Source organism: Rhodobaculum claviforme (assembly GCF_016653255.1).
GTDB lineage: Bacteria > Pseudomonadota > Alphaproteobacteria > Rhodobacterales > Rhodobacteraceae > Rhodobaculum > Rhodobaculum claviforme.
The window spans coordinates 1-23,221 of the sequence record NZ_NHSD01000280.1; the positions used below are offsets into that span (position 1 = coordinate 1).

The window sequence follows — 23,221 nt, forward strand, 5'->3', positions numbered from 1 at the left end:
CGGGCAGGCCCCGCAGGCTGTTGGCCGCGAGGATCCAGCTGATCCGGGACATGTCGAAGCCGACCCGGAAGTACGGGCAGGTCCAGGCGCGGGCCGTCTCCGGCTCCAGCAGCGGCAGGAGGGCGGCCGCGAGGTCGAAGGCGGCGCCGGAGGTGGCGGTGGCGCGCCCGGCCTTCTCGATCTCGTCCACGAAGACGACCGGGTTGCCGACGCGGTGCTGCAGGATCAGCTCAAGCGCCCGGCCGGTGCGGGCGCTGCCCCAGCCGGCCTGCAGGCCGGTGATGCCGAAGCCCGCGTTCTCGGAGGTGGCCTCGACCGCCATCTCGGGCACGCGGAGGTGGCTGGCCAGGCGGCGTGCCCAGAACGACTTGCCGATGCCGGGCGGGCCCACCAGCAGGAGGGGCGGGATGCGGATCGGCGCGCGCTCGAGGGCGGCCCGTTGCAGGGCGTGCCAGACGAGGGTGGTGGCGGGCGCCATCCAGGGCATCTCGGCCTGGATGGCCGCGGCGATGGTGTCGGCGGCATGGGGGTTGGGCAGCTCGACCAGCGCGACGCCGTGTTTCAGGACCGCGAGGCGCGCGGCGTCCTCCTTGCGCAGATGGCTGATGCCGGAGCGCTTGCGGCGGCGTGCGAAGATCTCGCGGGCTTGCTGGACAAGGTCGCGGTAGGGCGGCGCGTCGTCCTCGCCCTCCGGGGTGCGGCGGCGGCGGCGCTCGGCCACGGCGCGCAGGCGGGCGATGATGTCGTCCTCGGACTCGAGGCGCAGACGGACGGCGATGAAGGGGATGCGGGCCATGGCAGGCTCCCGTGCAGCATAGGTGAACAGCCCGGGTCGGGGACCCGGGAGAAACGGTCAGAGCGACCGGCCTATGAACTGACGATTTGCCATGCGAGCGCAGGAGCACGGGCGGGGGGCAGCTGTCAATACTTAGGTGGCACCGGAGGCCTTCAGGGCCGTCGGCAAGATCTCCCCTTTGCTTGATCCACCAAGTGCGGCGACCGAACCGCCGCCCGAAACGTATACACAGTTGCCAAGAGGACCGCCCCATCTGGACACACGTTGCAGACCTGCGCTCACAGCGATGGACACGACTGGATGCTCCGACCATAGTCCAAGTGCCTTAGCGTGTCAGACGAAGGCATAATCAATGCCCGAACCCCTCCCCCTCCGCGTCGCTCCCGTCCCGCGCGAGACATGGACGTCGCTCATGTCGCGCATGGCGGCGTTTAATGGCACCGACGTCACCATGTTCGCGTCGGACAGGGGCGGGTCGGCGAAGGGGTTCACCGGTTATGGTGCCGAGGATGTCCGGTTCCTTGTGGAGGCAGCGGGCCTCGACGATGCAGCCGTGGCAGCGTTGCGCTCCTGGACCGGGCACAGCGTCGGCGACGGCCGGACCGCGTTCCGGGGCGAGGTATTCATCACCCGTGCCGTCCGCAGCCGCCATATCCGCGGCTGCCCCATCTGCCTGCGCGAGGATGCCGAGGCCCGGGGCGGAGACCCGCTGGCGGCCATGGCGCTCCGGGGCGACTGGCAGTTCCGCGAGGTCTCCGTCTGCATCCGGCATGCCCACCCGCTGGTCCCGCTCTGGGACGTTGCGAAGCCGCACTTTGCGCACGACGTCGGCCACCATTTGGGACCGATTGCGCCGCTGATCCTTGCGGGAAGGCTCGATCGGCCGCGGATCGAGCCTTCGCCCTTCGACCGCTGGCTGGATTGGCGGCTGGAGGATGGCCAGGACGACACCTGGCTTGCCCGGCTCTCGACCTTCGCCGCGGCGACCGTCTGCCGGTTGCTCGGGCAGGAGCTCCTGCGGCTGGAGGACCGCCCCACCAACAGCGATGATGCGGCGCCCCGCGCGGCACAGGCCGCCGGGTTCGCCGTGGCGAGCCGCGGCGAGGCGGCAATCCGGTCAGCGCTGGACCGTCTGGCGGCCGCGGCTTCAGGCTACAATGACACCGCCGCGAAGGCTTTCGGCGACCTCCACGAGCAGCTCGCACGGGGGTATGCGGCCGACACCGGGTTCGACCCGTTCCGCCATATCCTGCGGGCGTGCATCCTCGACACATGGCCGATCGCGCCGGGAACGGAGGTCCTGGGCGTGATCCTCGCGGAAAGACGACTGCACTCCGTCAGAACCGTGACCGACGAACTCGGCACGCTGCGGGACCTCGCGGTGGTCCTCGAGGATCTGGGCGTGCTGGAGAAGGACGACCCGCGGCCCGCCAACCGCAGGGTGTTCGATGCAAGGCGCCATGCCCGGCTGCTCGACGAGATCGCGAAGCTGGTCGGCCCGCGCGTGCTGCGTCCTGCCATGGGGGCATCGCGGAGTGAGCTTGAGGCATTGATCGCGGATGGGGTGATCGTGCCCTTCACCAACGCGCCCAACATCAAGGCGCGGTGGCGCCTTGCCGACGGGCTGGCGCTGGTGGCGGAGCTGCGGGCGGCCGCGGTTCCAGTGGACGCCGGCGCGCGCGGGTGGGAGCGCATCCTGCTGGCCCGCCAACGCACCGGCCTCGGGGCAGACGCGATCATCGCCGCCATCCGCGACGGGCGGATTGCAGCCGGCCTCGGCAGGGAGCGCGAGGGCTTCGGCGGTCTCCTTGTGCGCAGGGACGAGGTCAAGCGGCTGGCCGCGGCTCAGGCCTCGGACGACGTCCCGATCCCCGCGGGGACCTTCGGGCTCAGCGTCGGGATCAAGGACAAGGGGCGGTTCCTCGCCCTCATCGCCGCCGGCCACACGCCCGCCACGCGACTGCGCCACCCGCGGACGGGCAACGAACGGCTCTACATGACCGCAGCCGACATCGCCGCCTTCCACCGCCGATTCGCCACGATCCGCGGTCTTGCGCCCGAGCGGGGCGATCACCCGAACACGCTGGTGGCCCGGCTGAAGGCTGCCGGGGTCGGGTATTTCGCCCCCGGGGGCGCCGACTTCGGTCCGCTTTACCTGCGCCGCGACGTCGAGGCCGCGCTGCGCTGAACGCGCCGAGTGTCGCAGATTGGCCGGGTCAAAGCTGTCGTGGGAGGCTACGGACAGGGAATTTCAATAGTCAGGTCAGGCGCTTGGCTTTCAATTACGGAATCGTGACATATGGCGCGACCTGAGCACTTGACAGGGGGTGTGCATCAAAAACCCCCATTTCGTGCAAGGTTATGCCCCGTTGTCATCAACGGCTTGCGCTGGTAGGCCCGGAGGGATTCGAACCCCCAACCAAGGCGTTATGAGCGCCCTGCTCTGACCGTTGAGCTACGGGCCCACCGAGGTTTGGCCTAGCACATCGCGGACGGGGCGCAAGGCGGGCGCTTGGGGCGACGCGGCCCCTGGTCACTGGACCTGACGGGCGGGATGCTCCATAGCGGTGACGGGGATACTGGAGACCGCGCCATGCTCAAGACGCTCATCGGCCTTGTCACCTGGTGGAACAACGCCACGTTCGGCACGCTGCTGCACACCCGACGCCATGGCGAGCGGGTCGGTGCGGATGACCAGGGTAACGTCTTCTACCAGTCCGACGGCGGCAAGCGGCGCTGGGTGATCTACAACGGCGAGACCGAGGCGAGCCGGATCGCGCCCGACTGGCACGGCTGGCTGCACCACACCTGGAACACACCGCCCACCGAGGCGCCTTTGCGCCACCGCGCGTGGGAAAAGCCGCACCTCGCGAACCAGACCGGTACGGCGCTGGCCTATGCGCCGCCGGGCTCCATCCGGCGGCAGGAACCCGCGCCGAAACGCGACTACGAGGCCTGGACGCCCGAGTGACCCGAAGCACGAGCGCAGGCGTGATGGCACAGACGCGCACCGATGCCATACTGGGGGCCGCGGTCATCGCCGCGGCGGTGTGGTTTGTTGTGTACGCCGGACAGATCGCCGGGCTGGGACAGGCACGCGCGGGCTATGAGCTGACGGCGAGCTTCCGCTCGGTCGAGGGGGTGCGCGTGGGGGCTGACGTGCGGCTGGGCGGCGTGCGGATCGGCAGCGTCGGCGCGATGACCCTCGATCCCGACAGCCTGCGCGCGGAACTGCGCCTGCGCATCCGCGACGGGATCGCGCTGCCGGAGGACACGCTTGCCGTGGTCGCGACCGAGGGGCTGCTGGGGGGCGCCTTCATCGAGCTGCTTCCGGGCGGCGCCCCCTTCGACCTGGCCCCCGGCGACCGGATCGAACAGACGCAAAGCGCGGTGAGCCTCGTGACGCTGCTGCTGCGCGCGGTATCGGGCGGGGACGGGGCGCCATGATGCGCGTGCTGACCCTGACCCTGGCCCTGGCCATCGCGGGACCCGCCGCCGCGCAGGCCCCCGCGCCGCTGGAGGTGGCCCCGGCCACGGGGGCGGTGTTGCGGGGCCTCGACAAGGTGGCGGGTGCGGCGCATGACCTGACGGTGGCGGTCGGCGACAGCGTGACCTTCGGGCGGCTGACGGTGACGCTGCTGGAGTGCCGCTATCCGGTCGGCAACCCGTCGGGCGACGGCTATGCCTATCTTCTGATCCATGACGCGCGGCACGACGGCGCGGTCTTTCGCGGCTGGATGGTTGCCGCGAGCCCCGCCCTCAACGCGCTGGATCATCCGCGCTTCGACGTCTGGCTGATCCGCTGCACCAACGCCTGAGGGCCGGGGATCGGCGGCGCGCTGAAATCGGCCGGCTGGCCCAGCGCAAGGGCAAGCCTGCGGCGATAGATGGCGCGGGGGACCTCCACACCGCCCAGGGAGTGCAGGTGCGGTGTCAGGAACTGCGTGTCGCACAGCATGAACCCCGCGATCCGCAGCCGGTCCACCAGCCACGCCAGCGCCGCCTTGGAGGCGTCGGTGCGCCGCGAAAACATGCTCTCGGCAAAGAACGCCGCGCCCAGCGCCACGCCATAGACGCCCCCGACCAGATCCGCGCCCTCCCAGACCTCGACCGAATGGGCGTGACCGCGGTCATGCAGCGCGCAGGACAGCTCGAAGATGGGCGCGTTGATCCAGGTCTCGGGGCGGTCGGCGCAGCCGCGCATCACATCCGCAAAGGCGGTGTCCACGCTGACGCGCCATGGCGCCCGCAGCAGGCGCCGACGCAGCGACCGCGACAGATGGAACCCGTCCAGCGGCAGCACCCCCCGGCGGGCCGGGTCGATCCAGTGCAACGCGGGATCATGGCGCCCCTCGGCCATGGGAAAGACGCCCGCCGCATAGGCGCGCAACAATACCTCGGGTGACAGCCCGATCTTTTCCATGACCCCCATCCCGCTGGCCCGCCGTCCCGAGGCTATCGCCCCGGCCGACGGTTGCAAGCGGGCCGTGGGACGCAGGGGCGCGACGTGTCAGCCGCCGCGGCGCCGCGCACCGCGTCCGGTGCGCCCCCCCATGCGCCCTCCCGGGACCGCACCGGCCGCGATGCTGGCCTCGGCAAAGCCGGTGCCCGCCGCCACCGCCTCCAGCACCCGTGCAAGGCCGATCCACGCGGCCCCGTTCGGATCGTGGTCCATCAGCAGGTTGGCCGCGCGCACCGCCGCCATTTCCGGCGCGCGCACGGGGTTCATGATCGCACTCGTCATCCCCGCCCCGATCGCCATCGGCAGGAAGGCCGCGTTGACGCCATGCCGGTTCGGCAGCCCGAACGAGACATTGGAGGCCCCGCAGGTGGTGTTCACGCCCAGCTCCTCGCGCAGGCGGCGCACGAGGGCGAACACCTGCCGCCCGGCGCTGGCCATTGCGCCCACCGGCATCACCAGCGGGTCGACGACGATGTCATGGGCGGGGATGCCGTGGTCCGCCGCGCGCTGCACGATCCGGCGGGCGACGGCGAAGCGCACGTCCGGGTCCTCGCTGATGCCTGTGTCGTCGTTGGAGATCGCGACCACGGGCACGTTGTATTTCCGTGCCAGCGGCAGGATCGCCTCCATCCGGTCCTCCTCGCCGGTGACGGAGTTCAGCAGCGGGCGGCCGCGCGCCACCGCCAGTCCCGCCTCCAGCGCGCCGGGGACCGAGCTGTCGATGCACAGGGGCACGTCCACCAGCGCCTGCACGCGCTCGATCATGGCGCGCATCAGCGGTGGCTCGGTGCGGTTGGGATCGGGGTCGGAGTTGTAGACGACGCCCGCGTTCACATCGAGCACCATCGCGCCGCAGGCGACCTGCTCCAGCGCGTCGCGCTCGACGGTGGCGAAGTCCCCGGCCTCCAGCTGGGCGGCCAGCGCCCTGCGGCCGGTGGGGTTGATCCGCTCGCCAATGACGCAGAACGGCGCGTCAAAGCCGATGACGACGGTGCGGGTCTGGGACTCGAGGACCGCGCGCGCCATCACCCGGCCTCCCGTGCCCAGGCGGCCGTGGCCTCCAGCCCGCCGAGGGGAAAGAGGTGGAGCCCGCGAAACAGGCTGCCGGGATGGGCCGCGGCATGCTCGGCCAGCCGCTGCGCCACCCCGGTCGGGGCCACCGGGCGCAGCAGATGCGTCACGTCGCGGGCGCGCCGCTGTAACACCTGCAAGGATGGCCCCACCCCACAGGCGACGGCATAGCGGATCAGCGTCTGCAACCGCGCGGGACCCGCCAGCCCGACATGCACCGGCAGCGCGATACCGGCGGCGCGCAAGCGCCCCTCCCAGGCGATCACGGGGTCGGCGTCAAAGGCGAACTGGGTAACGATCGCCATTTCGGTGCCGCTGCGCGCGGCCCAGGCGGCCTTGGCGCGCAATGCGGCCATGGCCGTTTCCTCGCCGCCGCCGGGGTCGATGTCGCGGCTGCCCTCGGGGTGACCGGCGACATGGACCCGCGCGAACCCGTCCAGCAGGCCGGTCTCCAGCAGCTGCATCGCACAGTGGAACGGCCCCGCAGGACGCCCCGGCGACCCGCCCAGCACCAGCACACCGCGCACCCCCGCATCGACGTAGCCCGCCACCAGATCGCACAGCGTGCGGCGGTCAGGCAGCACCCGCGCCGGCAGATGCGGCATTGGCGCGAACCCCTCGGCCCGCAGCCGCGCGGCGGTGCGCACCATGTCGGCCACCGGGGTGCCGGCGATATGGGCGACATGGACCCGGGTCCCCGGGCTGAACATGGCGCGGAAATCGGCCACCCGGTCGGCGGTCCGCGGCAGCACCTCCACCGAATGGCCACGCAGCAGGGCCGCCAGCGGCGTGCCCCCCCGGTGACGGACAGGAACGACGAGGGACATGCGCGGCCTCGCAGGCTGGGGGTGGACGGGCGGGCGGGGCACGGGCTCAGCCCCGCCCGCCGGTGGCGATCAGCGCCCGCAGGCGCGCGTCGTCATGGGCGGCCTCCAGGCGGGCGGCCTCGGCGGCGGCGGCGACGGCGGGGTCGCCTGCGACCTCCACCGGGGCGGCGCGGCGCCACGCGGCCAGATAGGCGTCGCTGTCGCGGGCCCCGGCGTGCATGGCGGCCCGGTCGATGGCCTGTGCGAACCGCTCGGGCAGGGCCACGCGGACCACCTCCCTGCCCCGGCCCACGATCACCTGGGCGGGGATGTCGCGCCAGTAGACGACGGTCATCTGCGGCATTCCGGGCCCTCCGCTGCGCCCTTTCGGCATACGCCGGGACACACCGTCGCGGCGGCCGGATTTCGACGCTCGGCCCCCCGGCAGCGACCTCGCGGGGGCGTGTGCCATGTGCGGCGCGACCTTGCGCGCACCGCCCCGCCCCACTACCGTTGCCGCAACTTGAAGTTGGAGGGCGACAATGACGCCCGAGCGTCCCCGGGGGGTGGGCGCGTTCCCGTTGCCGGTCGAGCCTGCCGCACCCCCCCCGTCCGAGCGGGCGCCGCTGTATGCGGCGCTCGACCTCGGCACGAACAGCTGCCGGATGCTGGTGGCCCGCCCGGCTGGCGCGGGCTTCGAGGTCGTGGACAGCTTCTCCAAGACGGTGCAGCTGGGCGCAGGGCTGGAGGCGACGGGGCGGCTGGGATCGGGCGCCATCGCGCGCACGCTGGCCGCGCTGCGGATCTGCCAGCGCAAGCTGGACCGCCACCGGGTCGGCCGGATGCGGCTGGTCGCGACGGAGGCCTGCCGACGCGCGCGCAATTCGCGTGATTTCATCCGGCTGGTGCGGCGGGAAACCGGCCTGCGCCTCGATGTCATCGCCCCGGAGGAGGAGGCGCGCCTCGCCGTCGTCTCCTGCGCGTCGCTGGTGTCGCCGCGCACCGAGCAGCTGCTGGTGGTCGACATCGGCGGCGGCTCCACCGAGCTTGTGTGGATCGACCTGTCGCCGGTCCCGCCCGAGGCGCGCATGGCCGCCCTCATGCGCCTGCACGCGGGGTTCGAGCCGCACCCCGACACCGTCAGCCCCGCGCGCGTGGTGGACTGGATCAGCGTGCCGCTGGGGGTGGCCACCCTGCGCGACCAGTTCCGCGACGTGGACGACGACGCCGCCCGATTCGCGCTGATGAGCTGGCACTTCGAGGAACAGCTCGCGGATTTCTCGCCCTATGCCCGCGAACAGGCGCGCGAGGGGTTCCAGATCATCGGCACCTCGGGCACCATAACGACGGTGGCGGCGACGTTTCTGGGGCTGAAGCGCTATGACCGCAGCCGGGTGGACGGGCTGCGCATGACCTCGGACCAGATCGACCGGGTGATTCGCGAATACCTCGTGCTGGGCCCCGAGGGGCGGCGCAGCGACCCGCGCATCGGGCGCGACCGCCACACGCTGATCATGTCCGGCGCGGCGATCCTGCAGGCGCTCTTGCGGGTGTGGCCGACCGATCGCATGTCGGTGGCCGATCGCGGCCTGCGCGAGGGGCTGCTCTATGCACAGATGTCGCGCGACGGGCTGATCCGCCCCGCGCCGGGCTGAGAGGGAACGGAACCATGGCAGAGAACACCTCCGGCCGGGGCCAGCGCGAGCTGAAGGTCAAGGTCAAGACCGCGCGCGGCCGCAAGCTGTCGTCGACCCGCTGGCTGGAGCGGCAGCTCAACGATCCCTACGTGCACCGCGCGCGGGCCGACGGCTATCGCGGCCGCGCGGCCTACAAGCTGATCGAGCTGGACGACCGGTTCCGCTTCCTGCGCCCGGGCGTTCGGGTGGTCGATCTGGGCTGTGCGCCGGGCGGCTGGCTGCAGGTGGCGGTGGCGCGGGTGAACGCCGACGGGGCGAAGGCCGGCAAGCCGGTGGGCCGCGTGCTGGGCGTCGACCTGCAGGAGGTCGCGGCGCTTGCGGGTGCCGAGGCGCATGTGCTGGACTTCATGGCCGATGGGGCCGACGACGCGGTGCGCGACTGGCTGAACGGGCGGGCGGATGTGGTGCTGTCGGACATGGCCGCCGCCTCCTCGGGCCACCGCAACACCGACCACCTGCGTATCGTCGCGCTGTGCGAGGCCGCCGCCGATTTCGCCTTCGACGTGCTGGAGGAGGGCGGCACCTTCGTGGCCAAGGTCCTGCAGGGCGGCGCCGAGGCCACGCTTCAGGCCCGGCTGAAAAAGGCGTTCGACCGGGTGATCAACGTCAAGCCCCCCGCCAGCCGCTCCGACAGCGCCGAGAAATACGTCGTCGCCACCGGGTTTCGCGGGCGCGCCGACACCGCCGACTGATCCCGCGCCCCCTGCATGCAGATCGGCGGCAGGGCTGCGCGCGCGGCCCGCGGCCGAGACCCAAAGCCACGCTGCGGCCCTGACGCCGATCCCCCGGCGTGTCGTCTTCGGACGGGCCGCCCCCGACCCCGAACCCGGACCCCGATACCGGGCCCGACACGGGGCCCGACACGGGGCCCGACACGGGGCCTGACAGGGGCGTGAACGGATGCGCAGGGGGGCCGCCAAGTCTCTTTTCTTTCGCGGAACCGCTGATTAGTGTCACATCCCAGAAAAGCAGACCAGGGAGACGGACATGAAGAAGTTGCTGCTGGCGAGTGCCGCATCGGGGATCGTTGCGGGCGGCGCCTGGGCGCAGGAGGTGAACATGGGCGTTCTGCTCGGCTTCACCGGCCCCATCGAATCGATCACCCCGCACATGGCGGAATCCGCCGAACTGGCCTGGGCCGAGATCAACGCCTCGGGGCTGTGGCTGGGCGGGCAGACCATCAACGCGGTGCGCGCCGATTCCACCTGCATCGACAGCTCGGCCGGCAACGCCGCGGCGGAGCGGCTGATCACCTCGGACAACGTGGTGGCGATCATGGGCGCCGACTGCTCGGGGGTGACGCGCTCGATCCTGGAAAACGTGGCGATGCCGAACGGCGTGCCGATGATCTCGCCCTCGGCCACCTCGCCCGCGTTCACGACCTTCGACAGCCAGGGGACGTTCTTCCGCACCGCGCCGTCGGACGCGCGCCAGGGCGCGGTGATCGCGGACATGCTGATCGACCGGGGCATCTCGTCGGTGGCCATCAGCTACACCAACAACGACTACGGCCTCGGCCTCGCCGACAGCTTCGAGGCGGCGTTCACCGAACTGGGCGGCTCGGTCACCATCTCGGACAGCCACATGGACGGGCGCGGTGACTACTCCGCCGAGGTGGGCGCGCTGGCCGCCGCGGGCGGCGAGGTGCTGGTGGTCTTCGGCTATGCCGACCAAGGCGGCGCCGGCATCATCCAGAGCGCGATCGAGCTGGGCGCCTTCGACACCTTCGTGCTGGGCGACGGCATGCGGGGCCAGAGCCTGATCGACACCATCGGCCCGGACCTGGACGGCAGCATCGGCGTCAGCCCCTCGGCCGACGGTCCGGGGATGCAGATGTTCGTGGACCTGGCCACCGCGGCCGGGGTCGACGGCACCGGCTCGTTCGCGGGTCAGTCGTACGACGCGGCGGCGCTGCTGGCACTGGCCGCGCAGGCGGCGGGCGAAGCCACCCCCGAAGCCATCGCGGCCAACATCCTGGCCGTCGCCAACGCCCCGGGCGAGGAGATCATGCCCGGTGAGCTGGCACGCGCCCTGGAGATCCTGGCCGAGGGCGGCGAGGTCAACTACGTCGGCGCCACCGACGTGGAGCTGATCCCGCCGGGCGAGGCCGCCGGCACCTACGAGGAGTATGTCATCGAGGGCGGCGCCTTCACGCGCGTCCAGATGCGCTGATCCCGGGATCGTCACCGACCCGAGGGCCCGGGGGCGCCAGGTGCGCTCCCGGTCCCTTGGTTTTGGTGTGACGACAGCTCGGGCACCTCAAAAAGGGGCACTTCGCAAAGGGGCACGGGATGATCCGGGTCGAAAACCTGCACAAGCATTTCGGCGGTTTCCACGCCGTGGACGGCGCCTCGCTGGAGGTCGCGCGCGGATCGATCACCGGGCTGATCGGCCCCAACGGCGCGGGCAAGACCACGCTGTTCAACGTGATCGCCGGGGTGCTGCCGCCGACCTCGGGGCGGGTCACGATGGACGGCGAGGACATCACCGGCCTGCCGCCGCACGCGCTGTTTCACAAGGGGCTGCTGCGCACCTTCCAGATCGCGCACGAGTTCCACACCATGACCGTACGCGAGAACCTGATGATGGTCCCGCCGGGCCAGTCCGGCGAAAACCTGTGGTCGGCGTGGTTCCACCGCCGCGCCGTGGCCGAGGAAGAGGCCCGCATCCGCGCCCGCGCCGACGAGGTGATGGAGTTCCTGACCATTGCCCATCTGGCGGAGGAGCGCGCGGGCAACCTGTCGGGCGGCCAGAAGAAGCTGCTGGAGTTGGGCCGCACCATGATGACCGATGCCCGGATCGTGTTCCTGGACGAGGTCGGCGCCGGCGTGAACCGCACCCTTCTGAACACCATCGCCGACGCGATTGTCCGGCTGAACCGGGAACGCGGCTATACCTTTGTGGTGATCGAGCACGACATGGATTTCATTGCCCGCATCTGCGGCCCGGTCATCTGCATGGCCGAGGGCCGCGTCCTGGCCGAAGGTTCCATCGCCGAGATCAAGTCGAACGAGGCGGTCATCGAGGCGTATCTGGGAACCGGGCTGAAGAACAAGCCCAAGGCCGAGGCCGGCGCATGAGCGGCCCCGTCCTGATCGGCGACGCGATGACGGGCGGCTATGGCGCCGCCGACATCCTGCACGACTGCACCATCGCGGTCGAAAAGGGCCAGATCGCGGTGATCGTCGGCCCCAACGGCGCGGGCAAATCCACCGCCATGAAGGCCGTGTTCGGGATGCTGAACATCCGCGAGGGGCAGGTGCGCCTGAACGGCCGCGACATCACGAAGCTCACGCCGCAGGCGCGGGTGGCGCAAGGCATGGCCTTCGTGCCGCAGACCTCCAACATCTTCCCCTCGCTGACGGTGGAGGAGAACCTGGAGATGGGCGCCTTCCTGCGCCGCGACGATTTCCGCACCACCATGGAGCAGGTGTTCGACCTGTTCCCCATCCTGCGCGACAAGCGCCGGCAGGCCGCCGGAGAGCTTTCGGGCGGGCAGCGCCAGCAGGTCGCGGTGGGCCGCGCGCTGATGACCCAGCCCAGCGTGCTGATGCTGGATGAACCCACCGCCGGCGTCAGCCCGATCGTCATGGACGAGCTGTTCGATCGCATCATCGAGGTCGCGCGCACCGGCATCTCCATCCTGATGGTGGAACAGAACGCCCGCCAGGCGCTGGAGATCGCCGACAAGGGCTATGTCCTCGTGCAGGGCCGCAACCGCTTCACCGACACCGGGCAGGCCCTGCTGGCCGACCCGGAGGTGCGCCGATCCTTCCTGGGGGGCTGAGACATGGACCCGATCAATGCATTCGTGCTGTTGGCCAACTTCGTGCTGGTCCCCGCGCTGGCCTATGGCAGCCAGCTTGCGCTGGGCGCGCTGGGGGTGACGCTGGTCTATGGCATCCTGCGGTTTTCCAACTTCGCGCATGGCGACTTCATGGCCTTCGGGACCATGGTGGTGATCCTGACGACCTGGGTGTTGCAGGCGGCGGGCATCGGGCTGGGGGTGCTGCCGACCGCGCTGCTGGCGCTGCCGGTGGGGATCGTGGCGCTGGCGCTCTATGCGCTGGCGGCGGAAAAGCTGGTGTTCGGGTTCTACCGCCGCCAGCGGGTCAAGCCGGTGGTGCTGGTGATGGCCTCCATCGGGGTGATGTTCGTCACCAACGGCATCGTGCGGCTGATCATCGGCCCCGGCGACCAGCGGTTCGAGGACGGCGGCCGCTTCATCTTCTCGGTGCGCGAGTTCCGCGAATGGTCGGGCCTGGCCGAGGGGCTGGCGCTGCGCACCGCGCAGGGGATCACCATCGTGGTGGCGCTGGTGGTGATGGTGGCGCTGTTCTGGTTTCTCAACCGCACGCGGACGGGCAAATCCATGCGGGCGTTTTCCGACAACGAGGATCTGGCGCTGCTGTCGGGGATCAACCCCGACCGGGTGGTGCGGGTGACGTGGATCCTGGCGGCGGCGCTGGCGGTGGTGGCGGGCACGCTTTACGGCCTGGACAAGGGGTTCCGGCCCTTCACCTATTTCCAGCTTCTGCTGCCGATCTTTGCGGCCGCCATCGTCGGCGGCCTGGGCAACCCGATGGGGGCCATCGCCGGCGGCTATCTGGTCGCGTTCTCCGAGATGACCATCACCTATGCCTGGCGGCGGTTCCTGGGCCATCTGCTGCCCGAGGGCTGGACGCCCGAGGGCCTCGCGCAGATCCTGTCGGTGGACTACAAGTTCGCGGTCTCCTTTGCGATCCTCGTGCTGGTGCTGATCTTCCGGCCGACGGGGCTGTTCCGGGGGAAAGCGGTATGAGCGTGAACTGGCGCAACATCTCGCTGTTTGCCGCGCTGTTCGTGGCGCTTGGCATGGTGTGGACCTTCCAGTCGCCGACGCTGGCGCTCACCATCGTCAACATGGGGCTGATCTCGGCCATCATGGCGCTGGGTGTGAACATGCAGTGGGGCTATGCCGGGATCTTCAACGTCGGCATCATGGGCTTCACCGCGGTGGGGGGGCTTGCGGCGGTGCTGATCTCCATGCCGCCGGTGGGCGCGGCGTGGTCGGCGGGGGCGTTCGGCGCGATCCTCGGGCTGATGATCGGGGCGGCGACGATCTTTGCCGCGGTGCTGGTGACCCGCCGGATGGTGCCGGGCTGGCCGCGGATGCTGACGCTGATCGCGGTTCTGGGCGTGGGCTGGACGCTGAACCGCGCGGTGTTCGTCCCGGCGATCAACGCGATCGAGGCGGTCAACCCCGCCTCCGAGGGGTATCTGGGCGGCCTCGGCCTGCCGGTGCTGCTGGCGTGGCCGGTGGGCGCGCTGCTGGCCGCCGGGGCCGCGTGGATGGTGGGCAAGATCGCGCTGGGGCTGCGGTCCGATTACCTCGCCATCGCCACGCTGGGGATCTCCGAAATCCTGATCTCGGTGCTGCGCAACGAGACGTGGCTGGCCCGTGGCGTCAAGAACGTCACCGGCATCCCGCGCCCCCTGCCCGGCCCGGCCGAGGTCCGCCAGCAGGACTGGCTGCCGGGGCTGGCCGACACGCTGGGCTGGTCGGTCAACCAGACCGCGCAGGTGGTGGTGCAGCTGGGCTATGCCACGCTGTTCCTGATCGTGCTGGGCCTGCTGATCTGGCTGGCGGAAAAGGCGTTGAATTCGCCCTGGGGGCGGATGATGCGCGCCATTCGCGACAACGAGACCGCGGCGCGCGCGATGGGCAAGGACGTCACCAAGCGCCACCTGGGGATCTTCGTTCTGGGCTCGGCCACCTGCGGGCTGGCCGGCGCGATGATGGTGACGCTGGATGGCCAGCTGGTGCCCACGGCGTACGAGCCGCTGCGCTTCACCTTCCTGATCTGGGTGATGGTGATCGTGGGCGGGTCGGGCAACAACTGGGGCTCGGTGCTGGGCGGGATCCTGATCTGGTTCCTGTGGGTGCAGGTGGAGCCGGCGGGCCGCTGGCTGATCGACGTGGCCACGATCTGGCTGGGCGAGGACAGCGCGCTGCGGGCGCATCTGCTGGGCAATGCAGCCCACATGCGGCTGCTGACGATGGGTCTGGCGATGCTGCTGGTGCTGCGGTTCAGCCCGCGCGGCCTGATCCCGGAGCGCTGAGGCCGCAGCCGGCCGCCGTGACAGTGGTGTCACGGCGGTGCCACGCATGGGCCGCTATGGCGCGATGTGCGTGGCGGGCCGCGCAGGGGACGCTCAGCCCGGGCGCCTGAGCACCAGCGTCGCCCACTCGCCCAGGTCCTCGCGCGTCTCCAGCGTCAGGCCCTGCGCGGTGTGAGCGGCGAGAACCGCGTCGGCCTGCGCCACCAGCAGGCCAGACAGGATCGCCCGGCCGCCCGGCGCCAGATGCGCGGCCATGCCCGGGGCCAGCTCCACCAGCGGCCCCATCAGGATGTTGGCAAGGATCAGGTCGAACGGCCCGGCCAGCGCGGGGGCATCGAAGCCGGGCGCGACGACGGTCTCCACCTGCCCGACCATGCCGTTGACCTCGAGGTTGGCGCGGGCCACGTCCACCGCAACGGGATCGATGTCGGACGCCACCACCCGCGCCTCCGGCCACACCCGCGCCGCCGCCATCGCCAGCACCGCCGTGCCCGCGCCGATGTCGGCCACCGAGGCCGGGGTCCACCCGTCGGCCAGCCGGTCGAGCGCCCGCAGACAGCCCAGCGTGGTGCCGTGGTGCCCGGTGCCAAAGGCCATCGCCGCCTCGATCAGCAGCGCGATGCGCCCCTCGGGGACGCGGTCGGCGTCGTGGCTGCCGTGGACGAAGAAGCGCCCCGCCTCCACCGGCGAGAGTTCGCGGCGCACATGCGCCACCCAGTCGATCTCGGGGACCTCGGATACGGCAAAGTCGCGCGCCCCGTGCAGCGCAGCCAGCAAGGCCAGCGCGACCCCGTCAGGGGGGGCGTCGAAATAGCCGCCGACCTCCCACAGGCCGCTGCCGTCCTCGATCTCGAAGACGCCGATGCCGAGGGGGGCGAGATCCTCCAGCGCCTCGGCCAGCCGCTGGGCGGCGGGCTCTCCGGGAAGGGTGGTCAGGGCGGTGAAGGTGGGCATGGCAAACCTCGGGGCTGGGGACGTCGCCCTGATGCGCCGTGCGCGGGCGGCGGGTCAAGCACCCAGCGCGCCGGGAGGGGCGCAAGAGCCGCCTCGGGGGGCATCGAGCCCCCTCTCGGCGGCGGCCGCCCGTGGGGCGGCGGGGCGCAGTCATCTGCGGGCGCGGCAGCGGCCTGGTCCGAGGCGATCGGGCCGGCTCGCCGGGGTGATCCGCCGGGGTGGGTCGCCGCGATGGGCTGTCGGGATGGCCGCTTGGGAGGACCTGTCGGGATGGCTGGGCAGGATGGGCCCGACGGGGTGCGGATCAGAACCGTTCCAGCAGGCGACGCAGGTAGTCGCGCTCGGCCTCGGGGCGGTCCTGCTCACCGGAGCGGCGGCGGATCTCGTCCAGCAGGGCCCGGGCGCGCGCCTGGACGTCGCCGTCGGGCAGCATGCTGTCCTCGGTGCCGAAACGACCGCCATTGCCACTGTCGCGCCCCAGCGGATCGCGCTGCCCGCCGGTGCCGTCCTGACCGAGGGCGGCTGTGTCGCGCTCTCCGCCGCCCTCCTCGCGGGCCATCTCCTCGGCGAGGGCCTGCATGCTCTCGCGCAGGGCGTCGATGGCCTCGGCCTGCCGGTCGAGCGCGCCGGGGCCGTCCCCTTCGCGCAGGGCGCGCTCGGCCTCCTCCATCGCACGGGCGGCCTCGTCGAGGGAGTCGCGCGCGGCCTCGCCGGACTCGGTGCCGTCGCCGGGAAGGTCCAGCGCGTCGAGGTCGCGCAGCATGTCGCGCAGGGCCCGTTGCCGATCGGCCAGGTCGGTGCCGGACCCGCCGCCCTCACCGTCGCCCGGACCCGGACGCGCGCCGCCCTGCCGGTCGCCGGGACGGCTGCCGTCGGCCTGGCCCTCACCACCCTCGCCGTCGCCATCCTCGCCGGGGGTGGGGGCCGTGCCGTCCGGTCCCGGTTGCTGACCGGGCTGCTGGCCTTGTTGCGGTCCCTGCCGGGGGCCGCGCCCCTCGCCGAAGCGGTCCTGGAGGTCGCGGAAGGTGTCGTCGGACAGCCCCTGCTGATCGCGCAGCGCCTCGCCCAGCCCGTCGAGCGCCTGCTGGCCGGGTCCGCCCTCGCCGCCCTCGCCCTGGGTGACCTGCATGTTCTCCATCATCTGCTGGAGCTGCTCGAGCAACTCCATCGCCTCGGCCATGCGGCCTTCTTCCATCAGCTCCTGGATGCGGTCCATCAGCGCCTGAAGCTGGTCGCCGCTCATCTCCATCCGGTCGCCGTCGGGGGTGTCGGTGTCCTCGGGCTGCTGGCGGGCCAGCTCGTTGATGTAGTCGCGCATGGCCTCGCGCAGCTCGGCCATCAGCTCCTCGATCTCGGAGGGGTCGGCGCCCCGGCGCATCGCCTCGGCCAGACGCTCCTGGGCACGGCGCAGCCGCTCGGCGGCACCGGCAAGCTCACCATCCTCGATCAGGGTGGCGACATCCCACAAAAGGACGGCGACAGCATCGCGGGCCTGATCCGAGAGGCCATCGGCCAGACCCGCGTCGAGCATGTCGATGGCCGCGCGCAGATCTGCGCGCGCACGCGCGCTCCGGAGGCCGCCCTCGTGATAGCCGCCAGCATCGTCGTCATGGGCGATGGCGCGCAGCACCTGTGCCACGCGCGGCGCCCCCGCGCGCGCCCACAGCAGGTCGCGCCGCATCTCGATCACCGCTGCCGCCGTCGGATCGAAAAAGCGCCGCCCGGGCAGCACGACCTCGCGGGTTTCGCTGTGGCCGGTCTGGCCCAGCGCGTCCTGCACCTCCAGCCGGACGGTGACCGGCAGGTTGGCCCACGGATGCTGCGACAGATCGTCGATCAGCGCCTCGGTGAAGCGGCTGCGGTCGCCGGCGATGGGCATCGGCAGGTCCAGCCGGATCGGGGCGCGCGGGTCGGGGGGGACGGCCAGCCCGTAGCGCCGTTCCACCCGGTCCAGATCCAGCGCGACGCGCGCGGTCCCGCCGACGACGCCGTAATCGTCCTGCGCCTCGAAGGGCTGGCGCAGGGCACCGCCGGCTTCGCGGGTCATCGTCTCGCGCAGCTGCACCGAGGGGGGGGCGTCGACAAGCACCGTCACCTCCCAGGTGCGGCCACCGGGACCCTGCACCGCGATGCGGCCGGGGCGTTCCACCGTGAAGTCATGCGCCGGGGCGGCGCCGTCGTCGGGATCGGTCGTGCGCCCCGAAACCGATTCGGCCAGCGTCATCACCCCGGTCTGGCCATAGAGGCGCACGGTCACGCGGCTGCCCTGCGGCACCTGGAGGTTGGGGCGATCGACCTCGTTGAGGTACAGGCTGGGGCGGCCGGTATAGGCAGGCGGCTGCACCCACGCCTCCCAGGCCGAGGTCGCGGCCTGGGCCTCGAAGCGCAGTGGCGCGGGCGCCAGTTCGGCGAAATCACCGGTGCGGGTGAACGCCCCGAACACCAGCGCCAGCGCCAGCGCCGTCAGCGCCACATACCGCAGCGCATAAGGGTCGCGCGCGGCGAGCCGCAGATCCGGCGGCGCGGCCTGCGCCGCGGCGGCGCGTTCGGCCATCGCCAGGACGTGCGCGCGCCAGACCGCGGCCGCTGCGGGGTCCCCGGCCCCGGTCGCCTGCCGGTCGGCCAGCGCCGTCAGCGGACGGCCCGGCAGCGTCGCGTCCAGCCGCGCCAGCGCATCGGACCGGCGCGGCCAGCGGAACCGCAGCACACCATGCACCACCGCCCAGCCCAGCGCCGCGCCCCACACCCCGGCCACCGCCCAGAACGCCCAGGCCGACAGCGCCGCGGCGCCGCCAAGACCGATCACCGCCAGCGCCGCGACCACCAGCGTCCACGCCGGCCAGAACGCCCGCGCCAGCCGTTCGGCCAGCAGCCCGGCCCATGTCAGCCGCAGCGGCCGGCGCAACCGCTCATAGGCGAGATCGAGGGGGGTGCGCGCCACGCTCAGACCCGCCCCCCGGCGGGCGCGGGCATCGAAGCGACGGGAACCAGGGTCAAAGCCATGCAGGGAGGGTATCGCGCGCGAGCATTTCGTCAAATGACGGGCGCGCGCGAATGACGGCGAAGTGATCCCCCGACACCAGCACCTCGGGCACCAGCGGGCGGGCGTTGTATTCCGACGCCATCACCGCGCCATAGGCCCCGGCCGAACGGAACGCCACCAGATCGCCCGCCGTCATCGGCGGCAGCGGCCGGCCCCGCGCGAAGGTATCACCCGATTCGCACACCGGCCCCACCACGTCATAGACATGATCCGGCGCGCCACCTTCGACCACCGGCACGATGTCGTGCCAGGCGCCGTACATCGCCGGGCGGATCAGGTCGTTCATCGCGGCATCGAGGATCAGGAAATCCCGCCCCTCGCCGTGCTTGAGATACACCACCGAGGCCAGCAGCACCCCCGCGTTGCCCGCGATCAGGCGGCCCGGCTCGATCTCGATCTCGCAGCCCAGATCACCCACCGTGCGCCGCACCATCGCGCCATAGTCCAGCGGCAGCGGCGGCACCTCGTTGGAGCGCGCATAGGGAATGCCGAGGCCCCCGCCCAGGTCCAGCCGGTCGATGCGGTGACCGTCCGCGCGCAGCGCCCGCGTCAGGTCGGCGACCTTGGCATACGCCGCCTCGAACGGGGCCAGATCGGTGAGCTGGCTGCCGATGTGCACGTCGATGCCCACGACCGCGATCCCCGGCAGGGCGGCGGCCTGGGCATAGATGTCGCGGGCGCGCGCGATGGGGACGCCGAACTTGTCCTCCTTGCGCCCCGTCGCGATCTTTTCGTGCGTTTTCGCGTCCACGTCGGGGTTCACGCGCAGGGTGACCGGGGCGGTGGTGCCCATCGCGGCCGCGACCTCGGACAGGGCCAGCAGCTCCGGCTCGCTCTCGACGTTGAACTGGCGGATGCCGCCCTCCAGCGCGGTGCGCATCTCTCGCTTCGTCTTGCCGACGCCGGAGAACACGATGCGGTCGCCCGGCACACCGGCGGCACGGGCGCGGCGGTACTCGCCTTCCGACACCACATCCATCCCGGCGCCCAGATCGCCCAGGAGCTTCAGCACCGCCAGATTGCCGTTGGCCTTGACCGCAAAGCACACCAGATGCGGCAACGGCGACAACGCCTCGGTGAACAGGTGGTAATGGCGCGCCAGGGTGGCCGCGGAATAGACATAGACCGGCGTGCCCACCGCCGCCGCGATCTCGGGCAGGGGGACAGCTTCGGCATGCAGGATGCCGTCGCGGTACAGGAAATGATCCATCGTCAGGCCACGGGCCGGGTGCGCAGGAACAGATACAGCGGCAGCCCGCAGCTGACGCCGATGCCGAAGGTCGCGGGAATCGCGATCAGCGCCAGCCAGTTGCGGCGGGTGAACACCTCGGCCAGGATGAACACCGTCAGCGCGATGGCCGCGATCGTCAGGTCCCACACCAGCCCCGATGTCGCGGCGTTGGCGTGCCAGGCGGTGGCCATGGCCGTCAGGCTCCACTCGTTCTCCACGAACCAGGTGATGAACCAGTACATCGGGTGAATCGCGCCCCAGATGGCAAGGGCAAGGTAGATCAGGCGCAGCGGGCTCATGCTCGGGCTCCGGTTCGGGGGTTTGGCCAAGCATAGCGCCCCGTGCCGCGGGCGCCAGACACCTGACCGCTTGAGGGCGGCGGTGCGGAGCGATAGAGCGGGCGACAGGCAGCCGGGGGCCAGCGATGAGTTTCAACACGTTCGGGCAGATGTTCCGCGTCACCACCTGGGGCGAGAGCCACGGCCCCGCGCTGGGCGCCACGGTCGACGGCTGCCCGCCGGGTGTGCCGCTGTCGGAGGCCGACATCCAGCCCTGGATGGAGCGCCGCCGCCCGGGCCAGAGCCGCTACACCACCCAGCGCCAGGAAGCCGACGCGGTGGAGATCCTGTCGGGGGTCTATGAGGGCCAGACCACCGGCACGCCGATCCAGCTTCTGATCCGCAACACCGACCAGCGCTCCAAGGATTATTCCGACATCGCCGCCAGCTTCCGGCCCGGCCATGCCGACATCACCTATTTCCAGAAATACGGCCTGCGCGATCCGCGCGGCGGCGGGCGTTCCAGCGCGCGGGAAACGGCCGCGCGGGTGGCGGCGGGGGCGGTGGCGCGCGCGGCGCTGGCCGCACTCGTGCCGGGGCTGCGGGTGCGCGGATATCTGGTGCAGGTCGGCCCGCACGGCATCGACCGCGCCGCGTTCGATGACGCGCAGATCGACGCCAACCCGTTCTTCTGCCCCGATGCGGCGGCGGCGGCGGCGTGGGCTGCGTACCTCGACGGGCTGCGCAAGTCCGGCGATTCGGTCGGCGCGGTGATCGAGGTGGTGGCGACCGGGGTGCCCACGGGCCTCGGCGCGCCGATCTACGGCAAGCTCGACGGCGATCTGGCCGCCGCGATGATGTCGATCAACGCGGTGAAGGGCGTGGAGATCGGCGCGGGCATGGCCGCCGCCGCCCTGACCGGCACGGAAAACGCCGACGAGATCACGATGGGGGCCGAAGGGCCGGAATACGCCTCCAACCACGCGGGCGGTGTGCTCGGCGGGATCTCCACCGGGCAGCCGGTGGTGGTGCGGTTCGCGGTGAAGCCCACCTCGTCGATCCTGCGGCCCCGCCGCACCGTCACCCTGGCGGGCACGGACGCCGAGATCATCACCAAGGGCCGCCACGACCCCTGTGTGGGCATCCGCGCGGTGCCGGTGGGCGAGGCGATGATGGCCTGCGTGCTGCTGGACGCGGCGCTGCGCCACCGGGGCCAGGTCGGTGACGGCCCGCGCGGGCACATCCCCGTGTCCACCCCCGGACCCGCCCCCACGCAGGAGTGACCGGTCGGGCGGGCCGCCTCTCAGCCCGCGAAGGACACCCGCCCGACCGGGGGCCGCGTCAACGCCCCCTCAAGTGCAAATGGCCCCTCAGTGCACATGCCCCCTCAGTGAACATGCACGGGCGCAAGGTCGTTCTGACGCGCCAGCAGGAAGGCCATGTCGCGGTTGCGCACCAGCGCCAGCCGCTCGCCGTCGGTGTCGTGGACGGCATAGAGGGTGGTTGCCCCCTCGGCCTCGCGGCGGATGTCCTCGGGCAGGTCGGCCACGGCGACGGGGCGGACATAGACGACCTGAAGGCCCAGCGTCTCGGCGATGTCGGTCTTGTGGTCCATGGTGCTGTCTCCCCCTGGTTGTCAGCTGTTGAAGGGCCTGCGGTGCAGGCCGACGCACCGTCGGGCCCGCGCGTCCCGGACCCGCATGGCCCGCGCGATCGTTCAGGCCCGCGCGATGTCGATGGCGCGCACGACGGGTTCGGGCGCGGCGCGGCGCAGGTCGATGTGCAGCAGCCCGTCGGCATGGGTCGCGCCCGCGACCTCCACCCCGTCCGCCAGCACGAAGGCACGCTGGAACGCGCGCCCGGCGATGCCCCGGTGCAGAAAGACGCGCGCGCCGCTGTCCTCGGGCTGCCGCCCGCGCACCATGAGTTGCCGGTCCTCCAGCGTGATGTCCAGATCCCCGGTCCCGAAGCCGGCCACCGCCAGCGTGATGCGCCAGGCGTTCTCGGCCACCAGTTCGATGTTGTAGGGCGGAAATCCGTCCGATCCGGTCCGGGCGCTGCGTTCCACCATCCGGTCCAGACGGTCGAAGCCCAGCAGGAAGGGGTGCGCCCCAAAGGTCATCTTTGTCATTCGGCAAGCCCTTGCAGGAAGCGACATTGCAATATCGGCCCCGTTTTCGGCAGCCGGTGCCTGATATGGGGACGCCCGCCCCCCCGGGCAAGGCCATGCGCCCCCGCGACGCCTTGCCCGCCGGGCCCAACCGCGTAAGGTGGCGCCGAAGTCCATGCGAAGGCAGCCCGACCGATGAACGCCCCGACCGAGCTTGACCACATGGAGGTGCTGCGCATCCAGCTTGCGGTGCTGCGCCGCCAGCACCGCGACCTCGATGATGCCATCGCCGCGTTGCAGGGCGCGCCCGCGCCCGACCAGCTGGGCCTGCGCCGCCTGAAGAAGCAGAAACTGCGCCTCAAGGACGAGATCGCCCGGATCGAGGACATCCTGACCCCCGACATCATCGCCTGAGGCCGCTTGTCGCCCCCGCGCCGGGGCGCTAGGGCGGGGGTGGTCCAATCAGCAGGGGGGCGCGCGATGGATACGCCGCAGGTCGGCATCGTCATGGGCAGCCAGTCCGACTGGCCCACGCTGCGCAATGCCGCCGCGGTGCTGGAGGAGTTGGGCGTCGCGCATGAGGTGCGCATCGTATCCGCCCACCGCACCCCGGACCGGCTGTGGGATTACGGGCGCGGCGCCGCCGGGCGGGGGCTGCGGGTGATCGTGGC

25 protein-coding genes and 1 tRNA gene are annotated in these 23,221 nt (G+C 71.5%); 14 read left to right on the forward strand and 12 right to left on the reverse strand.

The window, feature by feature from the left end:
* Positions 1–796 (reverse strand): AAA family ATPase (locus tag CCR87_RS11410; RefSeq protein WP_201157649.1); only part of this gene is annotated, 796 nt, incomplete at its 3' end.
* Positions 797–1,148: 352 nt separating this feature from the next.
* Between CCR87_RS11410 and CCR87_RS11415 the strand changes: the two genes are divergently transcribed.
* The gene (locus CCR87_RS11415) at positions 1,149–2,984 is read left to right on the forward strand and encodes a TniQ family protein (RefSeq protein WP_201157650.1); all 1,836 of its coding nucleotides are present in this window, start codon (positions 1,149–1,151) and stop codon (positions 2,982–2,984) included.
* A gap of 201 nt (positions 2,985–3,185) precedes the next feature.
* On the opposite strand, the gene CCR87_RS11420 is transcribed toward CCR87_RS11415, so the two are convergent.
* Positions 3,186–3,261, reverse strand: a tRNA-Ile gene (locus tag CCR87_RS11420).
* A gap of 128 nt (positions 3,262–3,389) precedes the next feature.
* Between CCR87_RS11420 and CCR87_RS11425 the strand changes: the two genes are divergently transcribed.
* The 3 genes from CCR87_RS11425 to CCR87_RS11435 are packed head-to-tail and all read left to right on the forward strand — an operon-like array spanning position 3,390 to position 4,614.
* Entirely contained in the window at positions 3,390–3,767 is a 378-nt protein-coding gene (locus CCR87_RS11425) for an NADH:ubiquinone oxidoreductase subunit NDUFA12 (RefSeq protein ID WP_201157651.1), read from the forward strand.
* The gene (mlaD, locus tag CCR87_RS11430; RefSeq protein ID WP_338048917.1) at positions 3,764–4,243 is read left to right on the forward strand and encodes an outer membrane lipid asymmetry maintenance protein MlaD; all 480 of its coding nucleotides are present in this window, start codon (positions 3,764–3,766) and stop codon (positions 4,241–4,243) included. The genes CCR87_RS11425 and mlaD overlap by 4 nt, the downstream gene beginning before the upstream one ends.
* Positions 4,243–4,614, forward strand: a complete 372-nt coding sequence (locus CCR87_RS11435) for a DUF2155 domain-containing protein (RefSeq protein ID WP_242511974.1) — start codon at positions 4,243–4,245, stop codon at positions 4,612–4,614. Before mlaD ends, CCR87_RS11435 begins: the two co-directional genes overlap by 1 nt.
* Here CCR87_RS11435 and aat read toward each other — a convergent pair.
* From aat to CCR87_RS11455, 4 genes are all read right to left on the reverse strand, one after another.
* Positions 4,569–5,219 (reverse strand): leucyl/phenylalanyl-tRNA--protein transferase, encoded by a 651-nt coding sequence (gene aat, locus CCR87_RS11440; RefSeq protein WP_201157654.1) that lies wholly within the window; start codon positions 5,217–5,219, stop codon positions 4,569–4,571. The genes CCR87_RS11435 and aat overlap by 46 nt on opposite strands.
* Before the next feature lie 87 nt (positions 5,220–5,306).
* Positions 5,307–6,284, reverse strand: coding sequence for a methyltetrahydrofolate cobalamin methyltransferase (locus CCR87_RS11445; RefSeq protein ID WP_201157655.1), 978 nt, complete (start codon positions 6,282–6,284; stop codon positions 5,307–5,309).
* Complete coding sequence (locus CCR87_RS11450; RefSeq protein WP_201157656.1) at positions 6,284–7,156, reverse strand: methylenetetrahydrofolate reductase; 873 nt, start codon at positions 7,154–7,156, stop codon at positions 6,284–6,286. Before CCR87_RS11450 ends, CCR87_RS11445 begins: the two co-directional genes overlap by 1 nt.
* A gap of 46 nt (positions 7,157–7,202) precedes the next feature.
* Entirely contained in the window at positions 7,203–7,499 is a 297-nt protein-coding gene (locus CCR87_RS11455; protein ID WP_201157657.1) for a virulence factor, read from the reverse strand.
* A gap of 178 nt (positions 7,500–7,677) precedes the next feature.
* Here CCR87_RS11455 and CCR87_RS11460 point away from each other — a divergent pair, with 178 nt between their 5' ends.
* From CCR87_RS11460 to CCR87_RS11490, 7 genes are all read left to right on the forward strand, one after another.
* Positions 7,678–8,790: a Ppx/GppA phosphatase family protein gene (locus tag CCR87_RS11460; protein ID WP_201157658.1), complete on the forward strand. Its 1,113-nt coding sequence runs from the start codon at positions 7,678–7,680 to the stop codon at positions 8,788–8,790.
* A 14-nt stretch (positions 8,791–8,804) separates the two neighbouring features.
* Positions 8,805–9,524, forward strand: a complete 720-nt coding sequence (locus CCR87_RS11465; protein ID WP_201157659.1) for an RlmE family RNA methyltransferase — start codon at positions 8,805–8,807, stop codon at positions 9,522–9,524.
* A 295-nt stretch (positions 9,525–9,819) separates the two neighbouring features.
* On the forward strand, positions 9,820–11,004 hold the full coding sequence (locus CCR87_RS11470; RefSeq protein WP_201157660.1) for an ABC transporter substrate-binding protein: 1,185 nt from the start codon (positions 9,820–9,822) through the stop codon (positions 11,002–11,004).
* Positions 11,005–11,123: 119 nt separating this feature from the next.
* The gene (locus CCR87_RS11475) at positions 11,124–11,912 is read left to right on the forward strand and encodes an ABC transporter ATP-binding protein (protein WP_201157661.1); all 789 of its coding nucleotides are present in this window, start codon (positions 11,124–11,126) and stop codon (positions 11,910–11,912) included.
* Entirely contained in the window at positions 11,909–12,619 is a 711-nt protein-coding gene (locus tag CCR87_RS11480) for an ABC transporter ATP-binding protein (protein WP_201157662.1), read from the forward strand. Before CCR87_RS11475 ends, CCR87_RS11480 begins: the two co-directional genes overlap by 4 nt.
* Positions 12,620–12,622: 3 nt before the next feature.
* Entirely contained in the window at positions 12,623–13,633 is a 1,011-nt protein-coding gene (locus CCR87_RS11485) for a branched-chain amino acid ABC transporter permease (RefSeq protein WP_201157663.1), read from the forward strand.
* Positions 13,630–14,934 carry a branched-chain amino acid ABC transporter permease gene (locus CCR87_RS11490; RefSeq protein WP_201157664.1) on the forward strand — a complete coding sequence of 435 codons (1,305 nt, stop codon included), beginning with the start codon at positions 13,630–13,632 and terminating at the stop codon, positions 14,932–14,934. Before CCR87_RS11485 ends, CCR87_RS11490 begins: the two co-directional genes overlap by 4 nt.
* Positions 14,935–15,027: 93 nt before the next feature.
* Here the strand turns inward: CCR87_RS11490 and CCR87_RS11495 are convergent, their stop codons facing one another.
* The 4 genes from CCR87_RS11495 to CCR87_RS11510 form a co-directional block, all read right to left on the reverse strand.
* Positions 15,028–15,888 carry a 50S ribosomal protein L11 methyltransferase gene (locus CCR87_RS11495; protein ID WP_201157665.1) on the reverse strand — a complete coding sequence of 287 codons (861 nt, stop codon included), beginning with the start codon at positions 15,886–15,888 and terminating at the stop codon, positions 15,028–15,030.
* Positions 15,889–16,192: 304 nt separating this feature from the next.
* Complete coding sequence (locus tag CCR87_RS11500) at positions 16,193–18,829, reverse strand: DUF4175 family protein (protein ID WP_201157666.1); 2,637 nt, start codon at positions 18,827–18,829, stop codon at positions 16,193–16,195.
* 52 nt (positions 18,830–18,881) lie between these two features.
* Positions 18,882–20,141, reverse strand: a complete 1,260-nt coding sequence (gene lysA, locus CCR87_RS11505; RefSeq protein ID WP_201157667.1) for a diaminopimelate decarboxylase — start codon at positions 20,139–20,141, stop codon at positions 18,882–18,884.
* A gap of 2 nt (positions 20,142–20,143) precedes the next feature.
* Positions 20,144–20,461, reverse strand: a complete 318-nt coding sequence (locus tag CCR87_RS11510) for a DUF2834 domain-containing protein (protein ID WP_201157668.1) — start codon at positions 20,459–20,461, stop codon at positions 20,144–20,146.
* A gap of 125 nt (positions 20,462–20,586) precedes the next feature.
* Between CCR87_RS11510 and aroC the strand changes: the two genes are divergently transcribed.
* Complete coding sequence (gene aroC, locus CCR87_RS11515; RefSeq protein ID WP_201157669.1) at positions 20,587–21,723, forward strand: chorismate synthase; 1,137 nt, start codon at positions 20,587–20,589, stop codon at positions 21,721–21,723.
* A 104-nt stretch (positions 21,724–21,827) separates the two neighbouring features.
* On the opposite strand, the gene CCR87_RS11520 is transcribed toward aroC, so the two are convergent.
* Positions 21,828–22,055: a DUF1150 family protein gene (locus CCR87_RS11520; protein WP_201157670.1), complete on the reverse strand. Its 228-nt coding sequence runs from the start codon at positions 22,053–22,055 to the stop codon at positions 21,828–21,830.
* A 102-nt stretch (positions 22,056–22,157) separates the two neighbouring features.
* Positions 22,158–22,571, reverse strand: coding sequence for an Hsp20 family protein (locus tag CCR87_RS11525; protein ID WP_201157671.1), 414 nt, complete (start codon positions 22,569–22,571; stop codon positions 22,158–22,160).
* Positions 22,572–22,745: 174 nt separating this feature from the next.
* On the opposite strand from CCR87_RS11525, the gene CCR87_RS11530 reads away from it, so the two are divergent.
* Together CCR87_RS11530 and CCR87_RS11535 are read left to right on the forward strand one after the other, a co-directional pair.
* A complete protein-coding gene (locus CCR87_RS11530; RefSeq protein WP_201157672.1) occupies positions 22,746–22,964 on the forward strand; it encodes a YdcH family protein in 219 nt (72 codons plus the stop codon).
* Positions 22,965–23,030: 66 nt separating this feature from the next.
* On the forward strand, positions 23,031–23,221 hold a 191-nt coding region (locus CCR87_RS11535; RefSeq protein WP_201157673.1), incomplete at its 3' end, for an AIR carboxylase family protein.